This window comes from Virgisporangium aliadipatigenens (genome assembly GCF_016863615.1).
Classification (GTDB): Bacteria; Actinomycetota; Actinomycetes; order Mycobacteriales; family Micromonosporaceae; genus Virgisporangium; species Virgisporangium aliadipatigenens.
Genome location: NZ_BOPF01000024.1, coordinates 103191 through 122510, shown reverse-complemented (window position 1 = coordinate 122510; position 19320 = coordinate 103191). Strand labels below are relative to the sequence as shown.

Here is a 19320-nt window from a genome sequence, read left to right as displayed (position 1 = left end):
CGCACTCGTGTCTCATGGTGCCGGGGAGCGAAGCGAGGCGGCAGCATGAGCATCTGGGAGACGGTTCGCTTCGCGGTGCGCGGCGTGCTGGCCAACAAGCTGCGTTCCGGGCTGACCGTGCTGGGCATGCTGATCGGCGTCGCGGCGGTCATCCTGCTGGTGGCCGTCGGAAACGGTTCGGCGCAGGCCATCCAGCAGAGCATCGAGGCGCTCGGCACGAACACGCTCACCGTCACCGGCGGCACCGGTCGCGCGGCGGCCGCCGGCAGCACCACGAACTCCTCGCTGACCCTGGACCTGGTGCCGGCGCTGAGCGACCGGACCGTGGCGCCGGACGTGCGCAGCGTCTCGCCCGTCGTCAGCGGCAGCCAGACGGCCACGTACGAGGGCACCGACCACAGCGTGGCCCAGTTCGTCGGCACCTATCCCGCATACGTGGGCGCCTCGAACTTCACCGTGGCCGAGGGGGCGGCGTTCAGCGACCAGGACGTGCGGGAGAGCCGCAACGTCGTGCTGCTCGGGACGACCGTGGCGGAGGAGCTGTTCGGGCGGGTCGACCCACTGGGCAAGCAGATCACGGTCAGCGGCAAGAACTTCACCGTCGTCGGCGTGCTCGCCGAGAAGGGCGGCTCCGGGTTCAGCGACCCGAACGACATCGCCATCGCGCCGGTGACCGCCGTGCAGGAGTCGCTCACCGGCTACGGGCCGCTCAACCAACTGCTCATCCAGGCGGTCTCGCCGGCCCGCGTGTCGGCGGCGCAGGCGCAGGTCACCTCGATCCTGAACGAGAAGCTGAAGGTGACCAACACCGCCAGCCCGCCGTACCGCATCCTCAACCAGTCGCAGCTGCTGGAGACGCGCACGAGCACGGCCGAGACGTTCACGGTGCTGCTCGGTACCGTCGCCGGGATCAGCCTCCTGGTGGGCGGCATCGGCATCACGAACATCATGATGGTCACCGTCACCGAGCGGACCCGGGAGATCGGCATCCGCAAGGCGTTGGGCGCACCGCGCGGGACGGTGCTGACGCAGTTCCTGGTGGAGGCGACGGTGTTGAGCCTCCTGGGCGGACTGCTGGGCGTGGTGGCCGCCGTCGTCGGCAGCCGGTTCACGATCGTGGGGATCACGCCGGTCATCGTGCCCAGTTCGGTGGCGCTGGCGCTCGGGGTCTCGGTGGCGATCGGGCTCTTCTTCGGCAGCTATCCGGCGAGCCGGGCGGCCCGGCTGCGCCCCATCGACGCACTCCGTTACGAGTAAGGGTGGAACCAACGATGAAAGCCGACGACCCGGTCGAGACCGCCGTGCTGGAGCTGACCGAGGATCCGTTCACCGACGATCTGAACGCCGAACTGGCGGCGCGCCGCCGCAGGCCCGCGATGACCCGGCTGACGGTGGGGCTGGGCGCGGTGGCGCTGGCGGTGGCCTGCTTCGCGGCGGGCGCGCAGGTGCAGAAGTCCTACGGCACTCCGGCCGCGGCGAGCGCGCAGCAGGGGCCCACCGGCGGCTACGGCTTCCCCGGCGGCGCACCGGGCGCCCAGGGAGCGCAGGGCGGACAGGGCATGCGCCGCGGCCAGGGCCAGGACCCCGGAACGAACCCGAGCGCCGCGGCCGGTGCGAGCGCCGGCGCCGCCGTGACCGGCACCGTCAAGCTGGTCGACGGCACGACCGTCTACGTCGAACTGCCCGACGGCACCGTGCTGACGGTGCGCACCAGCGACGCCACGACGGTGCGGACGGCTCAGCCCGGTTCCCTCAAGGATCTGACGGTCGGATCCACGGTGACGGTCGACGGCGCCCGCTCCGGCGAGAGCATGAACGCCACCACGGTGACCCGCGCGAAGTAGGGAGGCTCAGCAGCGCGGCGCGGTGCCGGTCGCCGTGAGCCACGGGGTCGCCGCCGGCGTGGTCCGCAGGCGGGGCGCAACCGTTCGCGGCCCGTGCCGCGTGTCGGCGGTCAGCAGCGTGAACCCGACCAGGGTGTGCGCCCCGGGCGCCAGGTCCACGCTCAGCGTGCCCACGGCGCGCCCGCGCTCGGTGCGCGCGTCGATCGGCACGGGCCGGCCGTCGAGCGTGGCCCCGTCCACCGCGCCGCCGGTCGGCGCGAACACCGACACTGCGGTGCGCGCCACGGCGGAGCCGGCCCGGCCGCGAACCCGTTCGGGAAGGCCCCGGCGCGGGGCGGTCGAGGCGAGCGCCACGGTCGCGTGCAGCTCGCGCCGGCCGTCCGGGCGGCAGTCGCCGACCCGCACCTCGACCGACTGGCGCAGGTAGTAGCCGAGCTTGCCGCCGGTGTCGTCGTTCAGGAAGACGCCGAGCGTGGGCCTGTCGCCGTCGCTCTCCGGGAGGGTGCCGGCGAGCGCGGTGCCCGCGATGAGCCGCTGCTCCGCCTCGTGCGCGCTCCACAGCAGGAGGCGGCGTTCGGTGGCGGCGCGGTCGAGTTCGGCCAGCGTGCTGCGCGGGTCGGTGCCGGGCCGGCGGAGCGCGGCGAACACGGCCCGCGCGGCGGCGGCGACGTAGCGGTCGCGCGCCCTCGGGTCCCGCGTCGCGTGCGTGTCGGACAGCAGCGTGCGCACGGCGTTCTCGGCGGTGAGCGGCTCGGCACCGGGAACGTCGACCGGGCCGGTGGCGCGCAGCAGGTAGGACAACGCGACCGGGTCGGTGGCCAGAACGCCGTCGACGGTGCGCCCGTGGCGCCGCCGGTACAGTTCCCGCAGGGCCGCTGCCGCCGCCGGGAAGTGCGGGCCGGCGTTGACGTCCGCGGCCGTCGCGTCGAGATCCGTTTCGGCGGTGCCCTGCTCCACTATGGACAGTTCCCCCGACTCGACGCCGAGAACGACGTAGGCCCAGGCACGCCCGCCCGTCGCGCGCAGCTCGGCGTTGTCCTGCAGGACGACCAGGTAGGTCCGCGGCCCGTCGGCGCCGAGCAACGGCGGCGCCAGCGCGGCGGCGCGGGCGATCGGCGCGCTCAGGGTGACCGCCCGGTCGAGCAGGTCGCGCAGTCCGTCCACGCCCCGCCGCAGCTTGCGCGTGAGCCCGCCGCGCGGCAGGGCGACGACGCGGTCGCGGGCCACCCGCACGGCCCGGTCGGCGGCGAGGACCGCGGCCGCCGAGCGGGACAACGCCTCCGGGTCGATCCGCCCACCGGCGGCGAGCGCCGACCCGCCGACCGCCCGGGCGAGCGGCACGATCCCGTCGCGGGCGAGGTCGTCGAGCGCGTCCGCGACGGTGCGCACCGCGCGCACGTCGTCGCCGTAGCCCGGGGCCAGCGCGGCGACTCCCCAGAGCGGGCCCGCGGTCCGGTCGCGGGCGGCCCGGGTCTCGGTGCGCAGGGCGGCAGCCGTGGATGTGGCCGAACCGACCCTGCCCTCGCGCAGGTCGGTGGCGAGCCGTTGGAAGAGCGCGGCCGCCCGGGTCAGGTGCGCGGCGGCGTCGCGCGCCTGGATCCCGAACCGGCCGACACCCGTCCCCGCGACCGCCACCGCGACGACCAGGACGCACGCCCCCAGCAGTGCGCCCCGGCGCCGTTGCGGCGACGGCGTGACGGGCTCCGCGGGCTCGACGCGCGGAAGCGAGGTTGTTTCGACCACTCCACCTTTATGCACGAGATACGGCCAGAACATCACCGCTTTCCGGATATGGCCCTGTTTTCGTTTTTCGGCCTTTACCTGCCCGTTTCTGCCCCATAGTGGCGATCAAAGACGTCGCGAGGAGGTGGCAGGTGACCCCGAGGCCCTCCGCACCGCTCGTCGCCCGAGCCGTCGCCGCCGGCGCCGGGCTGGCGACGCTGCCGGTCGTCTACGCCGCGCTCGGACCGGACGCGTTCGGCGCGTGGGCGGTGTACTGCGGTCTGCTCGCCGCGCTGTCGCTGGTCGACCTCGGGCTCGGCGCGACCCTGGCCCGCGAGGTGGCCGGCACCTCCGGCCGCCACTCCCATCTGGGCGCGCACCTCGGCGTCGGCCTCCTCTGGGGTCTTCTCGTGGGAACGTCCGCACTGGCGGCCGCCGTCCTCTATGGACAGTGGGCCGCCGGCTGGTGCGCCGTGGCCCTGCTCGCCACCGGCGTGGAACTGCCCTGGCGCGCGGTACTGGAGGGCGGCCGGCGCCTCGGCGCGCTCGCGGCGATCTCGGCCGGAACGGCGCTGCTGGAGGCCTGCGCGGCGGTGCTCGCCGTGCGCTTCGGCGGCCTCGACGCCCTCGCGGCGGCGGTCGCGTTGGCGGCGTGCGGGCGGCTGCTCGTGACGGCCGCCGCCGCCCGCCGGCACCGGCCCGACCTCGTGCCGCTGCCGCACCTGGTCAGACGCGCGCATCTGCGCCTGATCCGCGACCACGGCCCGCGCGTGCAGGCGCGGGGCGCCGCCACCGCCGTCGACACGGAACTGGACGGGTTGCTCCTCGCCGGCTGCTACGGCGCGGTGCTGGCCGGCGGCTTCACGCTGGGTGCCCGCCTCCTGAACGCCCTGCGCCTGCCGGCCGCGTTCGTCCTGCACGCCCTCGGGCCCACCGCCGCCGACGGCGCCACCCGTGGCGGAACGCCCTGGCTGGACCGGTTCTACCTGCGCACCACGCGCACACTCGCGGCGTTCGCGGCACCGGCGGCGGCCGTCCTGGTGGTCTGCGCCGATCCGCTGGTCCGGCTCTGGCTCGGCGAACCCCTGCCCTGGGCGGCCACCTGCCTCGCGCTGCTCGCACCGGCGCACGCGTTCGCCGTCGCCGCCGGAGCCGCCACGGTCGTGGCCCGCGCCGAGGGCCGCCCCGGGCCGGCGACCCGGGGCGGGCTCCTGTCCGCCGCGCTGAACGTGGCGCTCACCGGCGCGCTGCTGGGGCTGCTCGGCCCGGCCGGCGTGCCGGTCGCCACGGCGCTCGCCGTCGTCAGCGGGACGGCGCACCTCGTGGGGCGGTTCCACCGGGAGACCGGGCGGCCGCTCGGGCCGGTCCTGCGCGCGACGTGGCGGCCGGCGTTCGCGGCGGGCGTCGCGGGAGCCGTCGCGTGGTGCGCGGCGGGGCACCTGCCCGACGCCGCCGGCCGCGGCGGCGCCGCGCTGGCCATCGCCTGCCGGGGCGGGCTGGTGCTGGTCGTCTTCCTGGCGGTGCTCGCCGCGCTCTCGCCGTCGCTGCGCGCCGTGCTCAGCCCCGCCCGCCACCGAGGCCCTGCCCACCACGGAGGTCCCGCGGACGAGCGAGGCCCCGTCGGCGGCCCCGGCTTCGCACGCGACCGAGGCTTCGCCCGCCACCGGGGTACGGCCGGCCGCCCCGGCCTCCCGGGCTCACCCGGCGCGGCCGGCAGCACCGGCCCCGGCGGCCGCGTCGGCGCCGCGAGCGGGGGCGGCCCCACGGGGTACCTCGACCCCGCGGAGCTGCTCGGCACGGCGGCCGGCTTCGGCACCGCCGGCCGCCTCGGCGGCACGCGCCGATCCGCCCCCGACCGCGCCGACGCCTCCGGCCGCTACAGCGCCGACGGCCTCGCCGCCACGGGCCGCGCCGGACCCGGCCACGCCCGCTCGGTCCCCACCGAACGCTTCGAGGCCGCGTACCTCTCCGCCGCCCGCCGCGCGCGCCAGACGGGCTGGGGCGGCTTCGCGGGTGATGCCCGGCAGGAGCGGCCGTGAGCAGCGCCCACCCGCGACCCGTCGCCCGCCGTCCCCGGAGGAACCCATGACGATGACCGTCCACTGTGTCCTGTGCGGTCCGCGGCCGCACCGGTCGCTGCTCGACGGCGCCGTGCGGCAGTGCGCCTCATGCGGGCTCGGCCACACCAGCGCCGACCCGGCCGCCGCACGGGAGCGGCACGGCGACGTCACCCGTCGCGGCGACGGCCACGACGACCGGTTCGACGCGCCGCAGCGCCGCTACGAGGCCGGCCGGCGGCTGCGCTGGGTGCGCGCCCACTGCCGACCGGCGACGCTGCTGGAGGCGGGCTGCGCCGGCGGCTACTTCCTCGCGGCGGCGCGGCGGGCCGGCATCGACGCGACCGGCATCGAGGTCTCCCCCGTCTCCGCGCACTACGCCGTGGAGTCGCTCGGGATGCCGGTCCGGCAGGGCCACTTCGAGGCGGTCGCCCCGTCGGTCGAGCCGGTCGACGCGGTGTGCGCGTTCCACGTCCTCGAACACGTCGCGCACCCGCGGACGTTCCTCAGTGCGGCCCGTGCGGCGCTGGTGCCCGGCGGCCGGCTCTTCCTGGAGGTGCCGAACGCCGCCTCCGCCGCCGCGCAGCGCCTCGGCGCGCACTGGCCGGCGTGGCAACCGGAGCGCCACCGCTGGCACTTCACCCCGTGGAGCCTCGTCGAACTCCTCATCGACCTCGGCTTCCTGGTGGAGAAGTACGACACCGTCTTCTCCCGCTACTACTGCCGGCCGCTGCCCCGGATGCGCCGCGCGCGGGACCTGGTGGTGGCCGACGCGGTGGCCGCCCGTTCGGCCCGGGTCAGTCATCCCCGCCTCGGCGACCTGCTGCGCCTCGTGGCCCGCCGCCCGGAGGACTCCCGATGACCGTCCACAGTGGAGTGGGTGCCACCGTCGACCGCGATCGCGGGGACACGGCGCGCACCGACACCCCGCTGCGGCAGACGGCCCGGGACTGGGTGGTGATGTGCAGCGGCATCCCCTGGCGCGGCGGCGCCCACCGCCAGCACGCCCTCGCCCATGAACTGGCCGTCGACCGGCGCGTGCTCTTCGTGGACCCGCCCGACCCGCGGCCGCGCCGCGGCCTGGTCGTCACGCCGGTGGGCCTGAACGTGTGGCACGCGACCGTTCCGGTGGCGATGCCCGCGCACCGGCACGTCGCGGCGGCCAACGCGATGGTGCGCCGCTGCGCCGCCGGCGCCCTGCGCGGCTGGCTGGACGAACGGCCGGGCCGGCGGGTGCTCTGGATCGACGAGGACCTCGCCGCACCGATGATCGGCGGGCTCGACGAGGCGGCGGTGGTGTACGACGCCACCGATCTGGACTGGACGTTCGCCGGGCGGTGGCACCGGCGGCGGCGGCGCGAGGCGTGGGACCGCGCGGTCGGGGCGGCCGACCTGGTGCTGGCCTCCTCGGCCGCGCTGCCCTCGCGCCTGCCCCGCACCCGTGGGCCCGTGGTCGTCCTGCCGAACGGCTGCGACCTGCGCCGGTTCTCGCCGGTGGGGCCGGTGCGCCGGCTCACCGCCACCGGGCCGGTGCTCGGCTACGTGGGGACCGTGGACGAACGCACGTTCGACGGCCACCTGGTGAGCGAGGTGGCCCGGATGCGTCCACAGTGGACGTTCGTGCTGGCGGGGCCGTCGACCCGGGGCGCGCGGGCGCTCCTGCGCCGGCTGCCGAACGTGCGGCTGCCCGGGCCGGTGGCGTTCGACCACGTGCCGGCGCTGCTGCGGGGCTGCGACGTGGGGCTCATCCCGTACCGGGTCGGGGGTCGGGCGGACCACACCCACCCGAAGAAGTTCTTCGAGTACCTCGCCCTCGGCAAGCCGGTCGTGGCGACGCCGTTGCCGGCCCTGGTGAAGCGGCCCGGCCCGGTACGGATCGCGGCCGGGCCGGAGGCGTTCGCGGCGGCGGTGGCGGAGGCGCTGCGGGACTCGCGGGTGGGCCAGCGCCGGGCGGCCGCCGCGCGCAACAGCTGGACCAACCGCGGCAAACGCCTGCGCGGCTTGCTCGACGGGCTGCTGCCGTGAGGCCGACCCACGACCCCGAAGCGTTGGAGCGCATCCCGTGCACGTACTGATAACCGTCGTCGGTCAGCGCACCGAGCACTGGACGGACATGTTCGCGGCGCTGGTCGCCCGGCCCGGGATGGCGGTGACGGTGCTGGCCGCCGACGTGTCGACGGGCACGGTCGCCGAGCTTGCCCGCCTCTCCGAACGGTTCCCGTGGCTGCGCCACCACGTCGTGCCGCACCTGATGGGCGCGAACCGCACCGGGCACACGGCGTCGCTGGTGTTCCGCCCGGCGACGATGCGCCGGCTGCCCGTCGAACGTCCGGACGTCGTGCACGTCATCGGCGAGGCCGCTTTTCTGACGACGGCACAGGCGATCCGGCTGCGCCGCCGCTGGCCGGACGTGCCGATCACGCTCTACGCGGCGCGCAACGTCGTGACCCGCTTCCCGCGGCCGTTCCCGCGCCTGGAGCGCACCGCCCACCGCGCGGTCGACCACGCGTTCCCGGTGACGGACGCGGCGCTGTCGGTGCTGCGGGCCAAGGGCTACGAGGGTCCGGCGACGGTGGTGCCGCTGGGCGTGGACACCGCGCTGTTCACGCCGGCGCCGGTGGCTCCCCCGTCGGGGCGCTTCACGGCCGGGTTCGTGGGGCGGCTGGAGGAGCGCAAGGGCGTGGCCGTCCTGCTGGCGGCGGCCGAGCGGGTCGACTGCGACGTGCTGCTCGTCGGCGCGGGGAGCCGGTCCGACCTGGTCGACGAGGCGGCGCGGCGCCGGCCCGGCCGGGTCCTCCGCCAGGGCCCGACCGGTCCCGCCGACCGGCCCGCGTGCCTGTCGCGGATGGACGCGCTGGTCCTTCCCTCGGTCGAACGGGAGCGCTTCGGCCGGGTGCTCGTGGAGGCGATGGCGTGCGGCGTGCCCGTGGTGGGCAGCGAGGTCGGCGAGATCCCGCACGTGATCGGCGGGACCGGGCTGACGTTCCCCGCCGGGGATTCCGCCGCCCTGGCCGAACGCCTCGACCTGCTGCGCCGCCGCCCGGACCTGGCCCGCCGGTTGTCCGCGGGCGGGCTGCACCGGGCGGTCACGGAGTTCTCCTGGGACCGGATCGCGGAGACGATGTGCGCGGTCTGGTCGACGCTGGCCGTGGCGAACACCGCGGTGCCGGCGCGGCTGTCATGACGTTCCCCCGGAGCCCACGGCGGAGAGCGCGGACCGGATCGGGATCGCGAACCCCAGCCCGATGCTGCCGCCCTCCTCGGAGGTGCTCGCGGCGGCGGTGTTGATGCCGATGACGCGGCCGGACGAGTCGACCAGCGGGCCGCCGGAGTTGCCGGGGTTGATGGCGGCGTCGGTCTGGATCAGGTCGGTCATGGTGGTGTCGCCGCCACTGCCGGAGACGTCCCGATGGGTCGCCGAGACGATTCCCGACGTGACGCTCCCCTCGAGCCCGAGCGGGTTGCCGAACGCCAGCACGGTCTCGCCGACGGCCGGATCGCCGCCGTCGCCGAGGGTCACCGGGGTCAGGCCGGAGACGCCGGTGGCGTGGACGACGGCCGCGTCGGTGGAGGTGGCCACCGTCTTGACGCTCGCGGCGACGCTGCGCCCGTCGGCGAACGTCACGGTGATGCGGCCGCCGTCGCCGACCACGTGCGCGTTGGTGAGGATGTCGCCGTCGGCGGTGAGCACCATGCCGGAGCCTTCGGCCGTTCCCCCGGACGATTGAACGGTGATGGCGACGACCGACGGGGCGACCGCGGCGGCGACGTCGGCGAGGCTGCGCTCGCCGGAGGCGGCCCGGGTCGCGGTGGCGGCGGAGACCGGGCCGGCGACGGCGACGGTCTCCTGCCCGAGGCGCACGGCGGTCGCACCGCCCGCGGCGCCGCCCCCGAGGGCCAGCGCGGCGACGGCGAACGCGGCCGCGACCCGGCGCGTCCACCGGTGCCGCCGCGGCGCGGCCGGGGCGTACACCGGCGTCGGGGCCGGCGGGATCAGCGCGGAGGGGCGCTGCGACGGGAAGGTGTAAGGGTGCTCGGTCATGCTCCCGACTGTCGGCGTCGGGGCTGGTGGTTGCCTGTAACCGAGCTGTGCGCCCGCCATGAACGAACGACCGTGTGGTTGATACCGGGGTCCTCCAAAGGGGGACTTAGCCGACCGTCACTTTGTGGTAGCGTGCGGCGACCGGTGAGCTCTGAAGTGAGCGGCTCCCCCCAAGGGTTGAGCACCGATTGATCTGTTCGGTGGACACCTGGTCGGGCAATCATCGCTGCGTGACGATGGCCCGCCGCGAAATGGTTTCGAACGTGCACCCATTGCCCACCGTCTCCGTCGCGGAGCCGGATGAGGCGTTCGAACTGGTCCGCTCGTTCTTTCCGAAGTCGGGGACCAGGATGGCGAAGCTCGACCGGTTCGGCCGGATCGAGCGCGTCTCGTCGGCACTGGTTCGCCAGGTCGGTCGGCCGGCAACCGAAGTGCACGGCAAGATGTTCGAGGATTTTCTCCGACCCGAGGACCGCGAGACGTTCCGCACCAACTTCGGTGCGGTGCGGGCAGGTTCGCGGCCCTACTGGTCGGATGTGGTAACCGTGCGCGGCATGGGACCCCGGGTGTTCTCATGCCGGGTGACGGCGATCGGCGTACGACGCGGCTCTGAACGGGTCGACACCGTCGTGGTCGTGCTCTCGGCGAAGCGCAGCGGGCACCTGTTCGCCCTGACGGCGAGCAATGCCCGGGTGTTGGAGGGGGTGGCGGCCGGGGCCTCGACCGCCGACCTCGCCGCACAGATGCACCTCAGTCCGCAGGGCATCGAGTACCACGTCGCGTCGCTGCTGCGCAGGGTCAACGCACCCAACCGGCCGGCGTTGGTGGCGCGTGCGTACGCATTGGGAATTCTCACCCCGGGCCGTTGGCCTCCGCGGGTGTCGGTGGACGCGCTGATGTAGTCGTCCGCCTTGTGGAGACACCCGTGGCGGTCCTGGGGGGCCGCCACGGGTCCGGCAATTCGCCGCTACGCGTCCGGGACCGGCATCCCGGCGGCGTGGGCGATGGCCCGCACCTGGCCGAGGAAGAGCGCGTCGCGCGCTGCCTCACCGATCCAGTCGAAGTGTCCGTTGATCTCCAGCATCACGAACCCGTGCAGCGACGCCCACGCGTGCAGCATCGCCTGGAAGTGGGCCGGCGACACGGTGGCCGGCGACTCCGCGTTCTTCATCGCGGCGCACTCCTCGACGGCCGCGCTCACCTCCGCCACGATCGGCGGCCGGAGGGCCCCCTGCGCGTTGGCCTCGTGGAAGAGCGACTGCAGCTGCGCCATCGCGCGCTTCGCCGCCTCCGTGGTGGGGCCGTCGGTGGGGGCCGCGTACCCGGGCAGCGGCATGCCGAGGATGAGCATGAACTGCTCCGGCTCGCGCCGCGCCCAATCCCGGTAGGCCTGCGCGACGGCTTTCCACCGTTCGGCCAGGTCGGCGACCGGCGCGCCCTCGCGGCACTCGGCCACGTACTCGCCGAGCGCGTCGTAGGCATCGGTGATGAGCGCGCAGAGCAGCACGTCCCGGTCGGCGAAGTACCGGTACAGCGCCGGCGGCGTCATGTCCATCGCGCGGGCGATGTCCGTGAAGCGCACGCTCAGCGTGCCCTGCTCGTGCATGAGGCGCAGAGCGGTCTGCTTGATCTCCTCGATCGTGGCTGCTCGGGCCCGCTCTCTGCGGGGGGCGGCCCGCTGGGCGGCTGTCATGGGACCTCCCGGTAACGGTTGCGTTAAGCATCGTCACATGCGTGAAGAAGCTTGACAAGTGAAGCGGCGTCGTGTTTGTTATGAGGCGTAACGCAGTGAAGGTGCGTAACGAGAATGACGGAGCTTTGCGGGAGGCAACCATGAGCACGACAGACGATCCTCCGAAGATCGGACCATTGGGGCGGCTCGGCCGCTTCGCGTTCCGGCGGCGCGGCCTCGTGCTCGTGCTCTGGCTCGCCATCCTCGGCGCGGCGGTCGGGCTGTCCAACGCGTACAGCGGCGAGTTCACCGCCGACTACTCCGCGCCGGGCTCCGACTCCAAGGCCGCCCAGGAGCTGCTCGAGTCGCGCTTCTCCGCCCAGTCGGGCGCCACCCTCGACGTCGTGGTCCGGGCCGACGCGGGCGTCGCCTCCGTTCGGGGTGAGGTCGACAAGCTTCTGGGGGAACTGCGTGGGCTCCCGCACGTCGCCGCGACGGCCGACCCGTACACCACCCCGGGATCGATCTCGCAGGACGGGCGCACCCTCATCGCCACGCTCCGCCTGGACGTGACGAACCCCGACGACATGCCGGTCGAGGACACCAAGCTGATCATCGACGCCGTCGAGAAGGCCGACGCCGGCCCGCTCGACGCGGCGATCGGCGGCCAGCCCGTCCAGCGCGCCGAGCAGGGTGAGGTCGGCTCCGAGATGATCGGCCTCCTCGCGGCCGCCGTCATCCTGCTGCTCACCTTCGGCACCGTCGTCGCCGCCGGGCTGCCCATCCTGGTGGCCGTCGCCGGCCTCGCCGTCAGCAGCACGTTCACCGGCGTCCTGATCAACTTCGTCGACGCCCCCGACTGGTCCACCTCGCTCGCCGCGATGATGGGCATCGGCATCGGCATCGACTACGTGCTGCTCATGGTCACCCGGTTCCGCGAGTGGCGGGCCGCCGGCCTCGACCCGGAAGCCGCCACCGTGGCCACGCTGGACACCGCCGGACGTTCCGTCCTGGTCGCCGGTGGCACCGTCATCGTGAGCATGCTCGGCCTGTTCGCCATGGGGCTGTCGTTCATGCGGGGTGCCGCGCTCGTCACGATCCTCGGCGTGCTCGTCGTCGTCACGGCCAGCGTGCTGCTCTTCCCGGCCCTGCTCGGCTTCCTCGGCCGGCACGTCGACCGGCTGCGGCTGCCGCTCGGCCGGCGCCGCGAGGTGACCGTCGCGGTCGGCGGGCACGTGGAACCCAGCAAGCGCTGGCTCGGGTTCAGCGAGTTCATCCGCCGGCACCGGCTGCTCGCCGCCGTCGCGGGTGTCGCCGTGCTGCTCGGCCTCGCCGCGCCGTTCCTCGGCGTGCGGTTCGGCTTTCCGGACGCCGGCAACGCCCTCGCGGAGACGCCGCACCGCAAGGCCTACGACATGGTCTCCTCCGGCTTCGGCCCCGGGTTCAACGGCCCGCTCGTCCTCGCCGTCGAACTCCCGAACGCCGGCGACGCCGCCAGCCTCGAACCGCTGCGTGGTGCGCTCGCCTCGACGCCGGGCGTCGCCGCGGCCCTGCCGCCCCAGCTCAATCCGGCCGGCGACACGGCCGTCCTGACGGTGCTGCCGACCACCGGCCCGCAGCACGCCGACACCGAGGACCTGGTGCACCGGCTGCGCGACACCACCATCCCGAACGCGGTGCGCGGCACCGGCCTGACCGTGTTCGTCGGCGGGGTCACGGCCACCGCCATCGACAGCACCGAGAACATCGCCAGCCGGCTCCCGCTGCTCATCGGCGGCGTGGTGCTGCTGTCGATGCTGCTGCTGCTCGTGTCGTTCCGCAGCGTCGTGGTGGCGATCAAGGCCGCCGTCATGAACCTCCTGTCGGTCGCCGCCGCCTACGGCGTCGTCGCCTACGCGCTGGAGGGGAACTGGTTCGGGAAGCTCATCGGGATCGACACCGACACGCCGCTGCCCGCGTTCGTGCCGGTGCTGATGTTCGCGATCCTCTTCGGTCTCTCGATGGACTACGAGGTCTTCCTGGTGAGCCGCATGCGCGAGGCGTGGCTGCGCACCGGCGACAACTCCCGCGCGGTCACCGAGGGGCTCGCCGGTACCGGCCGGGTCATCACGGCGGCGGCGGCGATCATGATCGCGGTGTTCGCGGCGTTCGTGCCGAGCCCGGACGTGGTGCTGAAGGTGATCGGCGTCGGCATGGCGGCGGCCATCCTGATCGACGCCACGGTGGTGCGGCTCCTGCTGGTGCCCGCCGCGATGCACCTGCTCGGCCGCTTCAACTGGTGGATGCCGAACTTCCTCGGCCGCATCGTGCCGGAGCTGCACGTGGAGGGCCGCCCGGCGGATCACCTGCCGCGCGCCGAGCCGGCACCCTCGCCTTCGTCCTCGCCGGAGCCCGCACTGGCCTGACGGACGAAGAAGGGCCCACCCCGCCCGGGGTGGGCCCTTTCGCCTGTCAGGACGTCTGGCTGAGGACCTCGTTGACGATCTTCTGGACCGAACCCTTGGTGTCCGGCGGCGACTGCACGAACACGCCGATCTGCCAGTTGGTGCCGTCCTTCGACCAGTAGTGGCTCATGTCGAGGGTGTAGTACCCCTTGTCGTTCTTCGCCGTCTCCAGGTACCAGGTCTTGTCGTCCCCGGTCAGCTGCTTGGCCTTGTCGTCCTCGTCGAACCACTCGTTGTTCATGGTGGCGCGCTCGGCCGTGGTGCACGTCGTGGCGCACTTGCGGGCCATCACGTTGGCCTTCTGGCCGTTGCCGGCGTTGCCCTCGTCGACGCAGACCCACACCATCGCGTTGGCGTCGCCGTCCCAGCTGCCCTTGAGGCACCCCCACGTCTTCGGCGCCCGGAACGCGAACGGCCAGCCCGGGAACGCCATCGTGTAGGTCTCCTCGCCGGTCGCGTAGCTCGGCCCGGCGACGGTTCGCGGCGCCGTGCCGGAACGCAGCGTCGGCTTGTCCCCCGCCGGGCTGGCCCCGGCGGTCGCGCTCGGCGCGGCGGTCGTCGCCCCGGCGGTCGGCGCCGACTCCTGCGTGGGCAGAGTGCGTTCGCGCGTCGGGGTCGGGTTCGCCACGGGGTCGCGGTCGTCGTCGCCGCCCATGTTGACCACGACCGCCACGACGGCCACGACGGCGATGAGCAGGGCGGCGCAGAGCAGGCCGATGACGGCGGCCGGCAGGTTGCGCCCGTCCCCCCGCCCCGGCATCCCAGGCCCGCCGGGAGCGCCTTGCATTCCCGGCCCGCCCGGCATTCCCGGCCCGCCCTGCATTGCCGGCCCGCCCTGCATGCCTTGACCGGCCGGCGCCCAGCCGCCGCCCGACGCGCCCGACACCGGGCCGTAGCCCACGCCCGGCGCACCCGCACCCGTCACCGGCCCGGCCGCGTAACCGCCCGGCCCCGACACCGGCCCGCCCGCGTAACCGCCGGGCCCCGACACCGGGCCGGGCATGCCCATCGCACCGCCGGCGCCCATCGCACCGCCCGTGGCCATCGGGCCGGGTGGGCCGGAGATCGGGCCCGTGCCGGTCACCGGACCGGCAGCGTAACCACCCGGTTGACCGGTCATCGGGCCGGGCGGCCCGGACACCTGCCCGGCGCCCGGAATCCCCGAGGCCGGCGCGCCCGGACTCCACATCCCCGGCGCCGGCTGACCCGCGCCCGGCGGCACCTGGCCCGGCTGGCCGATGCCCGGCTGCGGCTGATCCGGCTGGCCGAAGCCGGTCCCCTGCCCCACGGCCGGTTCGATCGTGAAGCTCGTCTCCGAGGTCCCACCCAGCGGCGGCCCGAACGGCGACGGCGCCCACCCGCTCGGCCCCGACACCTCCCCGCCCCCGCTCGGCAGCGGCAGCCGCCCGACCAGGTCGTCCACGGCGGCCGGCACCCCGTGCTGCCACCCGGCGGCCCACGGCCGGGCGCCGTCGAGGTCGACGGCGTCGACCTGTCCGGAGAGCCGGGCGTACGACCTATCGCCGACGGCCTCGGCGAAGGCCGACCGCACCGCGGGATCGGCCGAACCGGCGGCGGAGAGCTGCAGCACGAGCACCGGTGTGCCGTTGGCGTCGGTGCCGGTGAGCACCTCTACGGCCGGCGCGTGCCGAACTATCCGCAGGTCGGAGTAGGGCGGCGAGGAGTCCTGAGGGTGTGACACGCTAGCCGACACTACCGGCGCCGGTCGATGGCGGCGCGCCCGCGGCTGTCGCGGACAGGCGCTTACAGCCCGAAACAACGCAACGCTCGGATTTCGGGCGTATGTTCAGCAAATGGCATTAGTAGTAGCGGTTGACGACGAGCCGGACATGCTCCAACTGGTCTCCCGCGTGCTCACCCGCGAGGGCCACGTCGTGATCTCCGCGCCGGACGGCGTCGCCGCGCTGGAGGCCGTTCGCAAGCACCGGCCGGACCTTGTCATCAGTGACAACCAGATGCCCCGCATGACCGGCCTCGACCTGTGCCGCTCGCTGCGCGCCGACCCCGAGCACGCGCACGTGCCGGTGGTGATCGCCAGCGGCTCCGTCGCCGCCGGTGACCCCCGCCTGGACGAGGCCGGGGTCACCGACACGCTGCCGAAGCCGTACCTGCCCGGCGACCTGGCCGGCAAGGTGGCGCGCCTGCTCGGATCCGCGCTCTAGGCCGTGTGTCGAAGCGGTCGGTCGAGCTGAGTCCGCCGCAGGCCGGCCAGCCACTTCGACACACGGCCTAGGAGGCCGGGGCCAGCGGGACGACCTCCGGCGCGCCCAGGCGCGTGGCGTCGGCGGTGTCGTCGTCGGTCTGCTCCTGCGAGGCGCGTTCGGCGCGCACGCGTAGCAGGTAGTGCTCGACCTCGCGCTTCACCTGGGCGTCCGTCCAGCCGAGCACGCCGCCCATCAGCTCCGCCGCCTGCGCGGCCGTGCGTTCGCCGCGGTCGAAGGCCTCGATGGAGATGCGGGTCCGTCGGGTCATGGCGTCCTCCAGGTGACGCGCCCCCTCGTGCGAGGCCCCGTAGACGATCTCCGCCTTCAGGTAGTCGTCGGCGCCGTCCACCGGCTCGCGCAGCGCGGGATCCCGCTCCATCAGCTCCAGCAGTTCGAACACGAGTGAGCCGTAGCGCCCGAGCAGATGTTCGATCCGCGCCACGTGCAGCCCGGTCTCGGCGGCCAGCGCGCGTCGGCGGTTCCACAGCGCCTGAAAACCCTCGGCGCCGAGCAACGGGACGCGCTCGGTGACCGACGGCGGCACCGAACCGCCGATGCCGTGCACCGCCGCGTCGACCGCGTCCTTGGCCATCACCCGGTACGTCGTGTACTTGCCGCCCGCCACCACCACAAGGCCCGGCACCGCGCTGGCGACCGTGTGCTCGCGGGACAGCTTCGAGGTCTCGTCGGACTCGCCGGACAGCAGCGGCCGCAGGCCGGCGTAGACGCCCTCCACGTCGGCGCGCTCCAACGGGGTGACGAGCACCTTGTTGACCTCGTTCAACAGGTAGTCGATGTCCACGCTGGACGCCGCCGGATGCGCCTTGTCCAGCGTCCATTCCGTGTCGGTGGTGCCGATGATCCAGTGCCTGCCCCACGGGATGACGAACAGCACGCTCTTGGCCGTGCGCAGGATGATCCCGGTCGAGGAACGGATCCGGTCGCGCGGCACCACCAGATGGATCCCCTTGGAGGCGCGCACCTTGAACTGCCCGCGCTCCCCCACCAGGGCCTGCGTCTCGTCGGTCCACACGCCGGTGGCGTTGATGACCTGCTTCGCCCGCACCTCGAACTCTCGGTCGTGCTCCAGGTCGCGCACCCGCACACCGGTGACCCGTTCGCCCTCGCGGAGAAAACCGATCACCCGGCACCGCGACGCCACGTGCGCGCCGTAGGCGGCGGCGGTGCGCACGATCGTCATGGTGTGGCGCGCGTCGTCCAACTGGGCGTCGGAGTACTGCAGGGCGCCCACCATCGACTCCGGCTTGAGCGCCGGCGCCAGCCGCACGGCCTGCCGGCGGGTCAGGTGCCGGTGCCGGGGCAGGCCCCTGCTGTGCCCGCTGGAGAAGCCCAGCGTGTCGTAGAGCGCCACCCCGGCGCCGGCGTAGAAGCGTTCCCAGCCCCGGTGCTGCAACGGGTACAGGAACCGCACCGGCCGGGCCAGGTGCGGGGCGAGGGTCTGCACGATCAGCCCGCGTTCCTTCAGCGCCTCACGTACCAGCGCGAAATCGAGCATCTCCAGGTAGCGCAGGCCACCGTGGATCAGTTTGCTGGAGCGGCTGGACGTGCCGCTGGCCCAGTCCCGCATCTCCACGAGTCCCACGGACAGCCCGCGGGTGACCGCGTCCAGTGCCGCACCGGCACCGACCACGCCACCGCCGACCACCACCACGTCGAGTTCGTCCGCCGCGGCCATCGCCGCGATGTCCGAGTCCCGTCGTGCCGGAGAAAGAATTGCCGACCGCATAACGTTTCCCCTCGCCCCGCCTTGTATCGGGTTTAGTCGACGTCTACCCAGTCAAGGGTCCTTTGCACAGCCTTCTTCCAGCGGGCGTAGCCCTCGTCGCGCTGTTCCTGCGTCCAGGACGGCTGCCAGCGCTGCGACTCGTTCCAGTTCTCCCGCAGCTCGTCGGTGTTCTTCCAGAAGCCGACCGCGAGCCCCGCGGCGTACGCGGCCCCGAGCGCGGTCGTCTCCGCCACGACCGGACGACTCACGGGAACGCCCACGACGTCGGCCTGGATCTGCATGCACAGGTTGTTGGCGGTGATCCCGCCGTCGACCTTGAGCACGTCGAGCGCGACCCCGGAGTCGGAGTTCATCGCGTCGAGCACGTCGCGGGTCTGGTAGCAGATCGCTTCCAGGGTCGCCCGCGCCACGTGCGCGTTGGTGTTGTAGCGGGAGAGCCCCACGATGGCGCCCCGCGCGTCCGAACGCCAGTACGGCGCGAACAGTCCGGAGAACGCCGGCACGAAGTACACGCCGCCGTTGTCGTTCACCTGTGCGGCAAGGGTTTCGCTGTCGCTCGCCTGCCGGATGATGCCCAACTGGTCGCGCAGCCACTGCACCGCCGAACCGGTGACGGCGATCGACCCCTCGAGCGCGTACACCGGCGCCTGGTCCCCGAACCGGTAGCACACGGTGGTGAGCAGCCCGTTGTTGCTGCGCACCAGTTCCGTGCCGGTGTTGAGGAGCATGAAGTTGCCGGTGCCGTAGGTGTTCTTCGCCTCGCCGGGGCTGAAGCAGACCTGGCCGACCGTCGCGGCCTGCTGGTCGCCGAGGTCACCGGTCAGCGGGACCTCGCCGCCGACCGGGCCGCCGGCGCGGGTCACCCCGTACCGGTTGGGATCGGACGACGGCCGGATCTCCGGCAGCATCGCGCGCGGGATGTTGAAGAACGACAGCAGTTCGTCGTCCCAGGAGAGGGTCTCCAGGTCCATCAGCATGGTGCGGCTGGCGTTGGTGACGTCGGTGACGTGCACGCCGCCGTCGGCGCCGCCCGTGAGGTTCCACAGCAGCCAGCTGTCCGTGTTGCCGAAGACGGCGTCGCCGCGTTCGGCGGCCTCGCGCACGCCCTCGACGTTCTCCAGGATCCATTGGATCTTGCCGCCGGAGAAGTAGGTGGCGGGCGGCAGGCCGGCCTTGCGGCGGATGACGTCGCCCTTGCCGTCGCGTTCGAGCGCGGAGGCGATGCGGTCGGTGCGGGTGTCCTGCCACACGATCGCGTTGTAGTACGGGCGGCCGGTGCGGCGGTTCCACACCACGGCCGTCTCGCGCTGGTTGGTGATGCCGAGCGCGGCCAGGTCGGTGGCGGAGAGGTTGGCCTGGCGCAACGCCGTCGCGATGACCGTGGTGGTGCGGTCCCAGATCTCGACGGGGTTGTGCTCGACCCAGCCCGCCTGCGGCAGGATCTGCTCGTGTTCGAGCTGATGCATGCCGACGACGTTGCCGCCGTGGTCGAAGATCATGAATCGGGTGCTGGTGGTGCCCTGGTCTACGGCACCGACGAAATCAGCCATCTGGGGGTGTTCCTCCT

The 19320-nt window shown here is 73.8% G+C and carries 15 protein-coding genes; 9 read left to right on the top strand and 6 right to left on the bottom strand.

Features of this window, described 5'->3' with window-relative positions; translation table 11 throughout:
• Nucleotides 1-45 precede the first annotated feature (45 nt).
• Together Val02_RS29755 and Val02_RS29750 are read left to right on the top strand one after the other, a co-directional pair.
• On the top strand, nt 46-1257 hold the full coding sequence (locus Val02_RS29755; protein ID WP_203902562.1) for an ABC transporter permease: 1212 nt from the start codon (nt 46-48) through the stop codon (nt 1255-1257).
• 14 nt (nt 1258-1271) lie between these two features.
• A complete protein-coding gene (locus Val02_RS29750; protein ID WP_203902561.1) occupies nt 1272-1844 on the top strand; it encodes a hypothetical protein in 573 nt (190 codons plus the stop codon).
• Nucleotides 1845-1850: 6 nt separating this feature from the next.
• On the opposite strand, the gene Val02_RS29745 is transcribed toward Val02_RS29750, so the two are convergent.
• On the bottom strand, nt 1851-3587 hold the full coding sequence (locus Val02_RS29745; protein WP_203902560.1) for a DUF4012 domain-containing protein: 1737 nt from the start codon (nt 3585-3587) through the stop codon (nt 1851-1853).
• A 131-nt stretch (nt 3588-3718) separates the two neighbouring features.
• Between Val02_RS29745 and Val02_RS29740 the strand changes: the two genes are divergently transcribed.
• The 4 genes from Val02_RS29740 to Val02_RS29725 are packed head-to-tail and all read left to right on the top strand — an operon-like array spanning nt 3719 to nt 8807.
• Nucleotides 3719-5605, top strand: coding sequence for an oligosaccharide flippase family protein (locus Val02_RS29740; RefSeq protein ID WP_203902559.1), 1887 nt, complete (start codon nt 3719-3721; stop codon nt 5603-5605).
• Nucleotides 5606-5651: 46 nt separating this feature from the next.
• Nucleotides 5652-6485: a class I SAM-dependent methyltransferase gene (locus Val02_RS29735; protein ID WP_203902558.1), complete on the top strand. Its 834-nt coding sequence runs from the start codon at nt 5652-5654 to the stop codon at nt 6483-6485.
• Nucleotides 6482-7648: a glycosyltransferase gene (locus Val02_RS48315; protein WP_203902557.1), complete on the top strand. Its 1167-nt coding sequence runs from the start codon at nt 6482-6484 to the stop codon at nt 7646-7648. The genes Val02_RS29735 and Val02_RS48315 overlap by 4 nt, the downstream gene beginning before the upstream one ends.
• Before the next feature lie 37 nt (nt 7649-7685).
• On the top strand, nt 7686-8807 hold the full coding sequence (locus tag Val02_RS29725) for a glycosyltransferase family 4 protein (protein ID WP_203902556.1): 1122 nt from the start codon (nt 7686-7688) through the stop codon (nt 8805-8807).
• Here Val02_RS29725 and Val02_RS29720 read toward each other — a convergent pair.
• On the bottom strand, nt 8802-9665 hold the full coding sequence (locus Val02_RS29720; protein WP_203902555.1) for a S1C family serine protease: 864 nt from the start codon (nt 9663-9665) through the stop codon (nt 8802-8804). The genes Val02_RS29725 and Val02_RS29720 overlap by 6 nt on opposite strands.
• 200 nt (nt 9666-9865) lie before the next feature.
• Here Val02_RS29720 and Val02_RS47650 point away from each other — a divergent pair, with 200 nt between their 5' ends.
• Nucleotides 9866-10567, top strand: coding sequence for a LuxR C-terminal-related transcriptional regulator (locus Val02_RS47650; protein ID WP_239153429.1), 702 nt, complete (start codon nt 9866-9868; stop codon nt 10565-10567).
• A 65-nt stretch (nt 10568-10632) separates the two neighbouring features.
• Here the strand turns inward: Val02_RS47650 and Val02_RS29710 are convergent, their stop codons facing one another.
• Nucleotides 10633-11358 (bottom strand): TetR/AcrR family transcriptional regulator, encoded by a 726-nt coding sequence (locus Val02_RS29710; protein ID WP_203902554.1) that lies wholly within the window; start codon nt 11356-11358, stop codon nt 10633-10635.
• Nucleotides 11359-11498: 140 nt separating this feature from the next.
• Here Val02_RS29710 and Val02_RS29705 point away from each other — a divergent pair, with 140 nt between their 5' ends.
• The gene (locus Val02_RS29705) at nt 11499-13742 is read left to right on the top strand and encodes an MMPL family transporter (RefSeq protein WP_203902553.1); all 2244 of its coding nucleotides are present in this window, start codon (nt 11499-11501) and stop codon (nt 13740-13742) included.
• Between the two features lie 46 nt (nt 13743-13788).
• On the opposite strand, the gene Val02_RS29700 is transcribed toward Val02_RS29705, so the two are convergent.
• The gene (locus Val02_RS29700) at nt 13789-15483 is read right to left on the bottom strand and encodes a hypothetical protein (RefSeq protein WP_203902552.1); all 1695 of its coding nucleotides are present in this window, start codon (nt 15481-15483) and stop codon (nt 13789-13791) included.
• 112 nt (nt 15484-15595) lie between these two features.
• Here Val02_RS29700 and Val02_RS29695 point away from each other — a divergent pair, with 112 nt between their 5' ends.
• Nucleotides 15596-15964 (top strand): response regulator, encoded by a 369-nt coding sequence (locus Val02_RS29695; RefSeq protein ID WP_203902551.1) that lies wholly within the window; start codon nt 15596-15598, stop codon nt 15962-15964.
• Nucleotides 15965-16031: 67 nt separating this feature from the next.
• Here Val02_RS29695 and Val02_RS29690 read toward each other — a convergent pair whose 3' ends face one another.
• Nucleotides 16032-17753, bottom strand: a complete 1722-nt coding sequence (locus tag Val02_RS29690; RefSeq protein ID WP_203902550.1) for a glycerol-3-phosphate dehydrogenase/oxidase — start codon at nt 17751-17753, stop codon at nt 16032-16034.
• 32 nt (nt 17754-17785) lie between these two features.
• Nucleotides 17786-19303 (bottom strand): glycerol kinase GlpK, encoded by a 1518-nt coding sequence (gene glpK / locus Val02_RS29685; RefSeq protein WP_203902549.1) that lies wholly within the window; start codon nt 19301-19303, stop codon nt 17786-17788.
• Between the last annotated feature and the right edge of the window lie 17 nt (nt 19304-19320).

What these genes read in the sequence shown, in the direction of transcription:
- Val02_RS29710 (WP_203902554.1), bottom strand. Translation starts at nt 11,358, where the DNA reads ATGACAGCCGCCCAGCGGGCCGCCCCCCGCAGAGAGCGGGCCCGAGCA.
- Val02_RS29695 (WP_203902551.1), top strand. Translation starts at nt 15,596, where the DNA reads ATGGCATTAGTAGTAGCGGTTGACGACGAGCCGGACATGCTCCAACTG.
- Val02_RS29720 (WP_203902555.1), bottom strand. Translation starts at nt 9,665, where the DNA reads ATGACCGAGCACCCTTACACCTTCCCGTCGCAGCGCCCCTCCGCGCTG.
- Val02_RS29705 (WP_203902553.1), top strand. Translation starts at nt 11,499, where the DNA reads ATGAGCACGACAGACGATCCTCCGAAGATCGGACCATTGGGGCGGCTC.
- Val02_RS48315 (WP_203902557.1), top strand. Translation starts at nt 6,482, where the DNA reads ATGACCGTCCACAGTGGAGTGGGTGCCACCGTCGACCGCGATCGCGGG.
- Val02_RS29750 (WP_203902561.1), top strand. Translation starts at nt 1,272, where the DNA reads ATGAAAGCCGACGACCCGGTCGAGACCGCCGTGCTGGAGCTGACCGAG.
- Val02_RS29690 (WP_203902550.1), bottom strand. Translation starts at nt 17,753, where the DNA reads ATGCGGTCGGCAATTCTTTCTCCGGCACGACGGGACTCGGACATCGCG.
- glpK (WP_203902549.1), bottom strand. Translation starts at nt 19,303, where the DNA reads ATGGCTGATTTCGTCGGTGCCGTAGACCAGGGCACCACCAGCACCCGA.
- Val02_RS29755 (WP_203902562.1), top strand. Translation starts at nt 46, where the DNA reads ATGAGCATCTGGGAGACGGTTCGCTTCGCGGTGCGCGGCGTGCTGGCC.
- Val02_RS29735 (WP_203902558.1), top strand. Translation starts at nt 5,652, where the DNA reads ATGACGATGACCGTCCACTGTGTCCTGTGCGGTCCGCGGCCGCACCGG.